Origin of the sequence: Streptomyces sp. NPDC059900 (genome assembly GCF_050270335.1) — a bacterium.
Taxonomy (GTDB): Bacteria; Actinomycetota; Actinomycetes; order Streptomycetales; family Streptomycetaceae; genus Streptomyces.
On sequence record NZ_JBNNJZ010000253.1, the window covers coordinates 1 to 11,427 of the forward strand.

Sequence of the window (11,427 nt, forward strand, 5' to 3'; positions counted from 1 at the left end):
CTTCAGCGGGGGTGCACCGACCCGGTAGCGTGAAGTGTCAACCCCTCGCCTCTCCTCCACAGGAGCATGCCGTCGTGCGTATCGCAGTCACCGGCTCCATCGCCACCGACCACCTGATGACCTTCCCCGGCCGCTTCGCCGACCAACTGGTCGCGGATCAGCTGCACACGGTTTCTCTCTCGTTCCTGGTCGACGCCCTGGATGTACGCAGGGGAGGTGTCGGCGCCAACATCTGCTTCGGGATGGGCCAGCTCGGCACGGATCCGATCCTGGTCGGCGCCGCGGGCTCCGACTTCGGCGAGTACCGCGCCTGGCTCGACCGGCACGGCGTGGACACGTCGTCGGTCCGGATCTCCGAGACGCTGCACACGGCCCGCTTCGTGTGCACCACGGACGCCGACCACAACCAGATCGGCTCGTTCTACACCGGCGCGATGAGCGAGGCCCGCCTCATCGAACTGAAGACCGTCGCCGACCGCGTGGGCGGTCTCGACCTGGTCCTCATCGGGGCGGACGACCCCGAGGCGATGATGCGCCACACCGAGGAGTGCCGGACGCGCCAGATCCCCTTCGCCGCGGACTTCTCCCAGCAGATCGCGCGCATGGAGGGCGAGGAGATCCGTACGCTCCTCGACGGCGCCACGTACCTCTTCTCGAACGAGTACGAGAAGGGGCTCATCGAGTCCAAGACCGGCTGGACCGACGCCGAGATCCTCTCCAAGGTCGGCCACCGCGTGACCACCCTCGGCGCGAACGGCGTGCGCATCGAGACCGCCGGCCAGGACCCGATCGAGGTCGGCGTCCCCGAGGAAGAGGCGAAGGTCGAGCCGACCGGCGTCGGCGACGCCTTCCGCGCCGGTTTCCTCTCGGGCCTGTCCTGGGGCGTATCGCACGAGCGCGCGGCGCAGGTCGGCTGCATGCTCGCCACCCTGGTCATCGAGACCGTGGGCACCCAGGAGTACGAGCTGCGGCGCAGCAACTTCATGGACCGCTTCACCAAGGCGTACGGCCACGCGGCGGCCTCCGAGGTCCAGGCCCGCCTGGCCTAGTCCCGCCCGGCTGCCTCAGGAGCTCCGGCGGACCACATACGCAGCGCCGTGGTCCGCCGGCTCCTCGCCCACGTACTCCTGCCCCCGCATCTCGCACCACGCCGGGATGTCGAGCCGCGCCGCCTCGTCGTCGGCGAGGACCGTGACGGTGCCGCCCACCGGGACGTCCCCGATGACCTTGGCGAGTTCGATGACGGGGAGCGGGCAGCGCTTGCCGAGCGCGTCCACGACGAGCGAGGCGGACTCCGTGCCCTTCACGGGAGCCGCCGGTGCGCCCAGTTGTTCGCGTACCGAGGCCACCACGCCCGGCAGCACCTCCAGAAAACGCTCGACGTCCGCTTCCCGTGTCCCCCGTGGGAGTGACACCCGGACGTTGCCCTCGCTCAGTACGCCCATGGCCTTCAGGACGTGGCTCGGGGTCAGCGTCGAGCTGGTGCAGGACGAGCCGGAGGACACCGAGAACCCGGCCCGGTCCAGCTCGTGCAGGACCGTCTCCCCGTCGACATAGAGACACGAGAACGTCACCAGATGGGGCAGGCGCCGCTCCGGGTCGCCCACCACCTCCACGTCCGGCACCAGGCCCGGCACCCGCGCCCGGATCCGCTCGGTCAACTCCCGCAGCCGGACGCCCTCCTCGGCTGCCTCCGCCTGCACGGCCCGGAGCGAGGCCGCCGCGGCGACCACCGCCGGAATGTTCTCGAAGCCGGGAGCGCGCCCCGACTCCCGCTCGTCGGCCGGGCCCTGCGCGGCGAACCGCACCCCCTTGCGCACCACGAGCAGGCCCACGCCCGAGGGCCCGCCCCACTTGTGGGCGCTCGCGGCGAGCAGCGACCACTGGCCGTCCACCCTGCCCCACGGCAGCGACTGCGCGGCGTCCACCAGGAGCGGCACCCCGGCGGCCCGACACGCCGAAGCGACGTCGGCCACCGGCTGCTCGGTGCCCACCTCGTGGTTGGCGGACTGGAGGCAGGCGAGCGCCGTGTCGGGGCGCAGCGCGGCGGCGTACGCCTCGGGGGACACGGCCCCGCCCCTGTCCACCCCCACCTCGGTCACGGTCCCGCCGGCGGCCTCGTGGGACGCCGCCGAATGGAGGACCGACGAGTGTTCGACGCCGGACACCACGAGATGCCGCCCGACACGCCGACGCCCGGCGAGCGCCCCGGCCATCCCGGAGTGCACGGCCACGGTGCCGGACGGGGTGAAGGAGAGCTCGTCGGGGCGGCAGCCGACCGCCTCGGCGGCAGCCTCCCGCGCGGCATCGAGCAGCAGCCGGGCCCGCCGCCCCTCGCGGTAGAGCCGCGCAGGATCGGCCCACCCCTCGTCCAACGAGGCCTGCAGAGCCTGCCGGGCCACGGGGTGGAGGGGAGCGGAGGAAGCAACATCGAAGTAGGACACGCGGTCACGCTAAGCGCCCCGAAGGGGCGCGGGGAACTGCGCGCTCGGCCACGACGCTCCCGCAGGCGCGGACCGGCAGATTCCGCCGAGCCGGCCGGCGACCCGACCCCCCGTCAGAAAGGAGTGGACGGCGCAGGGTCCCACCCTTCGGAGTGACCCGCGGCGCGTTAGGCACCCTCCCCGCGCGACCCCAAATAGCGTCCAGTAAGGTTTGGCCCGCATAAACATCCAAACCCCTGCCCGCCGCAGGGCGGCGACCGACGACCGAGAAGGCCGCACCCGACCGCGCGGGCCGAGACTCTCGGGAAGGCGCTACGTGAGTCCCAACGGCTCCGACCGCTCGTCGCGGCGCCCGATGCGGCGGAAGCTGCCGCAGGTGCTGACTGCGGGCCTGATCCTCGCAACCGCCACCGGTTGCACATACAAGGACTTTCCCCGCCTTGGTATGCCCACCCCCGTAACGGAGGAGGCTCCCCGGATCCTCTCCCTCTGGCAGGGCTCGTGGGCGGCTGCGCTCGCCACGGGCGTGCTGGTCTGGGGTCTGATCCTGTGGAGTGTCATCTTCCACCGGCGCAGCCGCACCAAGGTCGAGGTACCTCCGCAGACGCGTTACAACATGCCCATCGAGGCGCTCTACACGGTGGTCCCCCTCATCATCGTCTCGGTGCTCTTCTACTTCACGGCTCGTGATGAGTCGAAGCTCCTCCACCTCGACGAAAAGCCCGCCCACACGGTCAACGTGGTCGGCTACCAGTGGAGCTGGGGCTTCAACTACATCGAGAACGTGAAGGGCTCCGACAAGGAGGACGCCAAGACGGCCAAGGAGCTGGAGGCCATCCCGGACAAGTTCCGTGATGCGTTCCCGTCCGACGCCGGTGGCGTCTACGACGTCGGCACGCCCGGCCAGCGGAACCCGCAGAACAACAACCCGGGTCCGACCCTCTGGCTCCCCAAGGGCGAGAAGGTCCGCTTCGTACTGACTTCGCGTGACGTCATCCACTCCTTCTGGGTGGTGCCGTTCCTCATGAAGCAGGACGTCATCCCGGGCCACACGAACGCCTTCGAGGTGACTCCGAACAAGGAGGGCACCTTCATGGGCAAGTGCGCCGAGCTCTGCGGTGTCGACCACTCCCGGATGCTCTTCAACGTCAAGGTCGTTTCCCCCGAGCGCTACCAGAAGCACCTCGAGGACCTGGCGAAGAAGAACCAGACCGGTTACATCCCGGCCGGCATCGAGCAGACGAAGCACGAGAAGAACCGGGAGACGAACAACCTGTGAGCATCCTCAACGAACCTCAGGGTGCCGCGGCAGCAGAAGACTCGTCGGCGAACGAGCTGCCGGTACGGCGCGCACAGCCGGGCGCTGTGGTCATCAAGTGGCTGACTACCACTGACCACAAGACGATCGGCACGCTCTACCTGGTCACGTCGTTCGCGTTCTTCTGCATCGGCGGCGTGATGGCGCTCTTCATGCGCGCCGAACTCGCTCGTCCCGGCTCGCAGCTGATGTCGAACGAGCAGTTCAACCAGGCGTTCACGATGCACGGCACGATCATGCTGCTGATGTTCGCGACGCCGCTGTTCGCCGGATTCGCGAACTGGATCATGCCGCTGCAGATCGGAGCGCCCGATGTGGCGTTCCCGCGGCTGAACATGTTCGCGTACTGGCTGTACCTCTTCGGCTCGCTCATCGCGGTGGCCGGCTTCCTCACCCCGCAGGGTGCGGCCGACTTCGGCTGGTTCGCCTACTCCCCGCTGTCGGACGCCGTCCGCTCGCCGGGCATCGGCGCCGACATGTGGATCATGGGTCTGGCCTTCTCCGGCTTCGGCACGATCCTCGGATCGGTCAACTTCATCACCACGATCATCTGCATGCGCGCACCCGGCATGACGATGTTCCGGATGCCGATCTTCGTGTGGAACGTCCTGCTGACCGCCGTACTGGTCCTGCTGGCCTTCCCGGTCCTGGCCGCCGCGCTGTTCGCCCTGGAGGCGGACCGTAAATTCGGTGCCCATGTCTTCGACGCCTCAAATGGCGGCGCGCTGCTATGGCAACACCTCTTCTGGTTCTTCGGCCATCCAGAGGTGTACATCATCGCCCTGCCGTTCTTCGGAATCATTTCCGAAGTGATCCCGGTCTTCTCCCGCAAGCCGATGTTCGGCTACATGGGTCTGATCGGCGCGACGATCGCGATCGCGGGTCTCTCCGTGACCGTGTGGGCGCACCACATGTACGTCACCGGCGGCGTCCTACTGCCGTTCTTCTCCTTCATGACGTTCTTGATCGCCGTGCCAACGGGCGTGAAGTTCTTCAACTGGATCGGAACGATGTGGAAGGGCTCACTGAGTTTCGAGACACCGATGCTCTGGGCCGTCGGCTTCCTGATCACCTTCACCTTCGGTGGTCTGACCGGCGTCATCCTGGCCTCGCCGCCGATGGACTTCCACGTCTCGGACTCGTACTTCGTGGTGGCGCACTTCCACTACGTCGTCTTCGGCACCGTCGTCTTCGCGATGTTCTCCGGATTCCACTTCTGGTGGCCGAAGTTCACCGGCAAGATGCTGGACGAGCGGCTCGGAAAGATCACCTTCTGGACGCTGTTCATCGGCTTCCACGGCACGTTCCTGGTGCAGCACTGGCTGGGCGCCGAGGGCATGCCGCGTCGTTACGCGGACTACCTCGCGGCCGACGGTTTCACCGCGCTGAACACGATCTCGACGATCTCCTCGTTCCTGCTCGGTCTGTCGATCCTGCCGTTCTTCTACAACATCTGGAAGACCGCCAAGTACGGCAAGAAGATCGAGGTCGACGACCCGTGGGGCTACGGCCGCTCGCTCGAGTGGGCGACGTCCTGCCCGCCGCCGCGGCACAACTTCCTCACCCTGCCGCGGATCCGTTCCGAATCCCCGGCGTTCGACCTGCATCACCCTGAGATCGCGGCTCTCGACCAGCTCGAGAACAGCGGCCACGGTGACAAGGCGCTCGCGGGCGGCAAGGAGGCCGGCAAGTGAAGGTCCAAGGCAAGATGTTCATCTGGCTGAGCGTCTTCGTGCTCGCCATGGCGATCGTCTACGGCTGGTGGTCGAAGGAGCCGGCGGGTACGACCGCGCTGTTCCTCGCCTTCGGCCTGTGCATCATGATCGGCTACTACCTGGCCTTCACGGCCCGGCGTGTCGATGCTTCCGCACAGGACAACAAGGAGGCCGACGTAGCGGACGAGGCCGGCGAGGTGGGCTTCTTCAGCCCGCACAGCTGGCAGCCGCTCTCGCTGGCCGTCGGTGGCGCGCTCGCCTTCATGGGCGTCGTCTTCGGCTGGTGGCTGCTCTACTTCTCGGCCCCGATCATCATGATCGGCCTGTTCGGCTGGGTCTTCGAGTACTACCGGGGCGAGAACCAGACCCAGTGAGTCTGTGAATCCCCCTCCCGCCAAGGGAAAACCTGTTTCACCGAGGGGCCCGGACACTCCGCGAGGAGAGTCCGGGCCCCTCGGCGTGTCGCGGCCGACCCTCGGACGGGTCACTCGGCGCGCCGGAGCCGATGAACCTCCATACCGTGTGTTCATGAGCCACTCACCGCGAATCCGCACGGTACTGAGCTGCACCTTGCTGGTGTCCGCCCTCGGGGTGGGAACCACGGCATGCGGCAGCTCCGACGGCCATCCGCTCTCGGCTAAGCCGTACGACGCGGCGGGCCAGATCGCCTTCAACGCCCCTGCGGGCACCCAGAAGGCAGATCCGGACAAGCCCCTGGAGGTCACCGCCCAGGGCGAGGACGGGCGCATCACCGATGTGACGGCCACCGACGAGCAGGGGCGGTACCTGGCGGGCGAACTCGCCGCCGACGGCGCCCGCTGGCACAGCACGGCGCCGCTTGCCGCGGGAGCGCACTACACGGTGCGGGTCAGCGCCGAGGACGAGGACGGCTCACCGGGCCGCAAGGTCTTGACGTTCGACACGGGCGCCCCGTCGAAGAAGAAGCGCCTCGGCGTCACCTTCGGCCCGGATTCGGGCAAGTACGGTGTCGGCCAGCCCGTCACGGCCAAGCTCTCCGCCAAGGTGAAGGACAAGAAGGCCAGGGCGATCGTGGAGCGCGCCCTGAAGGTCGACACGCAGCCCGCCACGCAGGGCGCCTGGCACTGGGTCGACAGCAAGACGCTGCACTACCGCCCCAAGGAGTACTGGCCCACGGGCGCGACGATCAACGTGCGCAGCAACCTGGAGGGCATCAAGGTCCGCGACCGGCTCTGGGGCGGCAGCGCCAAGCCGCTGAAGCTGACCATCGGCGACCGCATCGAGGCCGTGACGGACGCCGGGTCGCATTACATGACGGTCTACCGCAACGGCGAGGAGATCAACTCCATGCCGGTGACGACGGGCAAGCCCGGCTACTCCACGCGCAACGGCGTCAAGGTGGTGCTGGGCAAGGAGTACTCCGTACGCATGACCAGCGCCAGCATCGGCGCATCGGACTTCTACGACAAGATGGTCTACTACGCCACGCGGGTCACCGACTCGGGTGAGTACGTGCACGCCGCACCCTGGTCGGTCGGCTCCCAGGGATACGCCAACACCAGCCACGGCTGCACCGGCATGAGCACCGACGACGCCGCCTGGTTCTACGAGACCGTCCGGCAGGGCGACATCGTCAAGGTCGTCAACAGCGCCGGAGCGGACATGGATCCGTTCGGCAACGGCTTCGGCGACTGGAACGTCGGCTGGAAGAGCTGGCGGGAGGGCAGCGCCCTGATGGCCGGCGTCAAGAAGGGCCCCACGGCGCTCGACGCGGCCCGGCTGCGGCCCCAGGTCTAGCGGCGCCGCAGAACAGCGCCGCAGAACAGCACAGAAGGCCCCGTGCCGAGGCGCGGGGCCTTCTGCCGTGCCGTCAGGCCTGGATGGCCAGCCTGTCGCGCAGCAGGGCGGCCAGGGCGTCCGGGAACTCGACCGGATCGACCGGAAGGGTCACCGCTGCCTCCGCGCGGCTCCAGGTGGCCAGCCAGGCGTCCTGCGGGCGTCCCATGAGCAGGAGCACGGGCGGGCACTGGAAGATCTCGTCCTTGAGCTGGCGGCAGACTCCCATGCCGCCGACGGGCGTGGCCTCGCCGTCCAGGACGCAGACGTCGACGCCGCCGCGGTCCAGCTCCTTCAGGACGGCGGGCAGGGTCGCGCACTCGATGAAATCGACCGCGGGAACGTCCGCCGCCGGCCTGCGTCCGGTGGCCAACCGGACCTGCTCGCGGGTGCTCGCGTTGTCGCTGTAGACCAGCACCGTGGCGGTCGGCTGCATTGTTCCTCCGCATCGTTGAGGGCATTTCGCCGGGGACCGATGCGCGGATGCTACTCCTCCGGACACCCCGTCAACAGCGGTTCGGACAGCCCTTCGATGGGCCATACGGGCAGGACACACCCCTCAGACACTCCGAACGGCACCCCCCGGGGTGAGGGCGGGATAAGCGACCGACATAATGTCGGTCGTGGCGACAGCAACGACAGTAGATACCGGGCACGCGCACCCGCCGGTCAATCGGCCGAACCTCACCAGCGTCGGAACCATTATTTGGCTGAGTTCCGAGCTGATGTTCTTCGCGGCCCTCTTCGCGATGTACTTCACCCTGCGATCGGTGACAGGACCTGAGCACTGGAAGGAAATGGCGTCCGCGCTGAACTTCCCGTTCTCGGCGACGAACACCACGATCCTGGTGCTCTCCTCCCTCACCTGCCAGCTGGGCGTGTTCGCCGCTGAGCGCGGTGACGTGAAGAAGCTCCGGATGTGGTTCATCGTCACCTTCATCATGGGTGCGGTCTTTATCGGCGGTCAGGTGTACGAGTACACCGAGCTGGTCAAGCACGAGGGCCTCTCGCTCTCGTCCGACCCCTACGGCTCGGTCTTCTACCTGACCACCGGCTTCCACGGCTTGCACGTGACAGGCGGGCTCATCGCCTTCCTGCTGGTCCTCGGCAGGACCTACGCGGCCAGGAAGTTCACCCATGAGCAGGCGACCGCAGCCATCGTCGTGTCCTACTACTGGCACTTCGTCGATGTTGTCTGGATCGGTCTCTTTGCCACGATCTACATGATCAAGTAAACGGGGCCGGGCTCACGACGAGCCCGACGTTCCGACTCTTTCCAGAAGCATCGACGCAGAAGATCCTGACACCGGGGTAATCCGTGAAAAAGCTCTCCGCACGACGACGCCACCCGCTGGCGGCGGTCGTCGTCCTACTCCTCGCGCTGGCGGCCACCGGGGGGCTGTACGCCGCGTTCGCACCCGCGGACAAGGCGCAGGCCGACGACACCGCCCAGTCCCTCGCCATCGACGAGGGCAAGAAGCTGTACTCCGTGGGCTGCTCCAGCTGCCACGGAACCGGCGGTCAGGGGTCCTCCGACGGTCCTAGCCTGGTGGGCGTCGGCGCAGCCGCCGTCGACTTCCAGGTCAGCACCGGCCGTATGCCGCTCCAGCAGCCGGGCGCCCAGGCGCCGAAGAAGAAGGCCATCTACAACCAGGCCCAGATCGACCAGCTCGGGGCGTACATCGCCTCGCTGGGCGCGGGCCCGACCGTTCCCACCGAGAAGCAGTACAGCCCGGACGGGGCGGACATCGCCAAGGGTGGCGAGCTGTTCCGCACCAACTGCGCGCAGTGCCACAACTTCACCGGTGAGGGCGGCGCGTTGACGAAGGGCAAGTTCGCTCCTTCGTTGGAGGATGTCTCCCCGAAGCACATCTACGAGGCCATGCAGACCGGCCCGCAGAACATGCCGTCCTTCCCCGACACGGTGATGCCGGAGAAGAACAAGAAGGACATCATCGCGTACCTCGACGCGGTCAACGGCGAGCAGACCGAGAGCCCTGGCGGTCTGAAGCTGGGTGGCCTGGGTCCGGTCAGTGAAGGCCTGTTCGGCTGGATCTTCGGTCTCGGCACGCTGATCGCGGTCGCCGTGTGGGTCGCCGCTCGGACCGCAAAGGCCAAGAAGTCATGAGTAGCCAAGAGAATCCAGAAGAGAACCTGCCCAGCACGCAGGAGACCGAGCACGGCTCGGTCGCGGTCGCGGACGAGAACCCGTTCGCCGACCCGGGCCTTCCGCCCCACGAGCACCGTGTCCAGGACATCGACGAGCGGGCCGCCAGGCGGTCCGAGCGTGCGGTCGCCTTCCTGTTCACGCTGTCGATGCTGGCCACGATCGGCTTCATCGCCTCGTACGTGGCCTTCCCGGTCGACAAGCGCGTCTACATCTTCCCGATCGGCCACATCAGTGCCCTGAACTTCTCCCTGGGCATGACCCTGGGCGTGGCGCTGTTCTGCATCGGCGCGGGCGCGGTCCACTGGGCCCGCACCCTGATGTCCGACGTGGAGGTCGCCGACGAGCGGCACCCGATCGAGGCCGAGCCCGAGGTCAAGGCCAAGGTCATGGCCGACTTCAAGGCCGGTGCCGCGGAGTCGCAGTTCGGCCGTCGCAAGCTGATCCGCAACACGATGTTCGGCGCGCTCGCGATGGTGCCGCTCTCCGGCGTCGTCCTGCTGCGTGACCTCGGTCCGCTGCCCGAGGACAAGCTGCGGCACACGCTGTGGTCCAAGGGCAAGCTGCTCGTGAACATGAACACGAACGAGCCGCTGCGTCCGTCGGACATCGCGGTCGGCTCGCTGACCTTCGCCAAGCCCGAGGGCCTGGAGGAGCACGATCACGACTTCCAGAAGGAGATCGCCAAGGCGGCCCTGATGATCGTCCGTATCCAGCCGGACGACATCAAGGACAAGCAAGAGCTCGAGTGGTCGCACGAAGGTGTCGTCGCCTACTCGAAGATCTGCACCCACGTCGGCTGCCCGATCTCCCTGTACGAGCAGCAGACGCACCACGTCCTCTGCCCGTGCCACCAGTCCACCTTCGACCTCTCCGACGGTGCCCGAGTGATCTTCGGCCCGGCCGGTCACGCGCTGCCGCAGCTGCGCATCGCCGTGAACGAAGAGGGCTACCTCGAGGCGCTCGGCGACTTCGCCGAGCCCGTCGGTCCTGCATTCTGGGAGCGCGGATGAGTACTCCGGCGAACGACGACAACCGCAAGAAGGAGGCGCCCGCCGGTGAGCGGGTCGCCGACTGGGCCGACGGCCGCCTGGGGATCTACTCCCTGGCCAAGGCCAACATGCGCAAGATCTTCCCGGACCACTGGTCCTTCATGCTCGGTGAGATCTGCCTCTACAGCTTCATCATCATCATCCTCACGGGTGTGTACCTGACCCTGTTCTTCCACCCGTCGATGAACGAGGTGGAGTACCACGGCAGCTACATCCCGCTGCAGGGCCAGCTGATGTCCGAGGCGTTCAACTCGACCATGCACATCAGCTTCGACGTGCGCGGTGGTCTGCTCATCCGGCAGATCCACCACTGGGCGGCGCTGATCTTCCTCGCGGCGATGTTCGTGCACATGATGCGCGTCTTCTTCACGGGTGCCTTCCGCAAGCCGCGCGAGGTCAACTGGGTCTTCGGCTTCCTGCTGTTCGTCCTGGGCATGTTCACCGGCTTCACCGGCTACTCGCTCCCCGACGACTTGCTCTCCGGTACCGGTGTGCGCTTCATGCAGGGCGCGATCCTGTCCGTGCCGATCGTGGGCACGTACCTGTCGATGTTCCTGTTCGGCGGGGAGTTCCCCGGCGGCGACTTCGTGGCCCGGTTCTACTCGGTGCACATCCTGCTGCTGCCGGGCATCATGCTCGGCCTCGTGGTGGCGCACCTGATCCTGGTCTTCTACCACAAGCACACGCAGTTCGCGGGCCCCGGCAAGACGAACAACAACGTCGTCGGCATGCCGCTGCTTCCCGTGTACATGGCGAAGGCCGGCGGCTTCTTCTTCCTGGTCTTCGGCGTCATCGCGGCCGTCTCGGCGATCGCCACGATCAACCCGATCTGGGCGCTCGGTCCCTACCGACCCGACCAGGTCTCCACCGGAGCCCAGCCCGACTGGTACATGGGCTTCTCCGAGGGCCTGATCCG

11 protein-coding genes are annotated in these 11,427 nt (G+C 67.3%); 9 read left to right on the top strand and 2 right to left on the bottom strand.

Annotated features, from left to right (window positions below; all coding sequences use genetic code 11):
- Positions 1-74: 74 nt before the first annotated feature.
- Complete coding sequence (locus ACQKIP_RS27325; RefSeq protein WP_365852686.1) at positions 75-1,049, top strand: carbohydrate kinase family protein; 975 nt, start codon at positions 75-77, stop codon at positions 1,047-1,049.
- 15 nt (positions 1,050-1,064) lie between these two features.
- Here ACQKIP_RS27325 and ACQKIP_RS27330 read toward each other — a convergent pair whose 3' ends face one another.
- Positions 1,065-2,444, bottom strand: a complete 1,380-nt coding sequence (locus ACQKIP_RS27330; RefSeq protein WP_365852688.1) for a cysteine desulfurase/sulfurtransferase TusA family protein — start codon at positions 2,442-2,444, stop codon at positions 1,065-1,067.
- A gap of 316 nt (positions 2,445-2,760) precedes the next feature.
- On the opposite strand from ACQKIP_RS27330, the gene coxB reads away from it, so the two are divergent.
- The 4 genes from coxB (at position 2,761) to ACQKIP_RS27350 (ending at position 7,253) form a co-directional block, all read left to right on the top strand.
- The gene (coxB, locus tag ACQKIP_RS27335; RefSeq protein ID WP_361199033.1) at positions 2,761-3,723 is read left to right on the top strand and encodes an aa3-type cytochrome oxidase subunit II; all 963 of its coding nucleotides are present in this window, start codon (positions 2,761-2,763) and stop codon (positions 3,721-3,723) included.
- Positions 3,720-5,456 (top strand): aa3-type cytochrome oxidase subunit I, encoded by a 1,737-nt coding sequence (gene ctaD, locus ACQKIP_RS27340; protein WP_361199036.1) that lies wholly within the window; start codon positions 3,720-3,722, stop codon positions 5,454-5,456. Before coxB ends, ctaD begins: the two co-directional genes overlap by 4 nt.
- Positions 5,453-5,851: a cytochrome c oxidase subunit 4 gene (locus ACQKIP_RS27345; RefSeq protein ID WP_361199039.1), complete on the top strand. Its 399-nt coding sequence runs from the start codon at positions 5,453-5,455 to the stop codon at positions 5,849-5,851. Before ctaD ends, ACQKIP_RS27345 begins: the two co-directional genes overlap by 4 nt.
- A gap of 154 nt (positions 5,852-6,005) precedes the next feature.
- On the top strand, positions 6,006-7,253 hold the full coding sequence (locus ACQKIP_RS27350; RefSeq protein ID WP_365852691.1) for a L,D-transpeptidase: 1,248 nt from the start codon (positions 6,006-6,008) through the stop codon (positions 7,251-7,253).
- 73 nt (positions 7,254-7,326) lie between these two features.
- On the opposite strand, the gene ACQKIP_RS27355 is transcribed toward ACQKIP_RS27350, so the two are convergent.
- Positions 7,327-7,728, bottom strand: a complete 402-nt coding sequence (locus tag ACQKIP_RS27355) for a hypothetical protein (RefSeq protein ID WP_365852693.1) — start codon at positions 7,726-7,728, stop codon at positions 7,327-7,329.
- Positions 7,729-7,906: 178 nt separating this feature from the next.
- On the opposite strand from ACQKIP_RS27355, the gene ACQKIP_RS27360 reads away from it, so the two are divergent.
- From ACQKIP_RS27360 to ACQKIP_RS27375, 4 genes are all read left to right on the top strand, one after another.
- Entirely contained in the window at positions 7,907-8,527 is a 621-nt protein-coding gene (locus tag ACQKIP_RS27360; RefSeq protein WP_361199048.1) for an aa3-type cytochrome oxidase subunit III, read from the top strand.
- A gap of 83 nt (positions 8,528-8,610) precedes the next feature.
- A complete protein-coding gene (locus tag ACQKIP_RS27365) occupies positions 8,611-9,420 on the top strand; it encodes a cytochrome bc1 complex diheme cytochrome c subunit (RefSeq protein ID WP_190081330.1) in 810 nt (269 codons plus the stop codon).
- Complete coding sequence (locus ACQKIP_RS27370; protein WP_365852695.1) at positions 9,417-10,472, top strand: cytochrome bc1 complex Rieske iron-sulfur subunit; 1,056 nt, start codon at positions 9,417-9,419, stop codon at positions 10,470-10,472. Before ACQKIP_RS27365 ends, ACQKIP_RS27370 begins: the two co-directional genes overlap by 4 nt.
- The coding region (locus tag ACQKIP_RS27375) for a cytochrome b (protein WP_427744368.1) at positions 10,469-11,427 on the top strand (959 nt) is incomplete at its 3' end. The genes ACQKIP_RS27370 and ACQKIP_RS27375, both read left to right, overlap by 4 nt.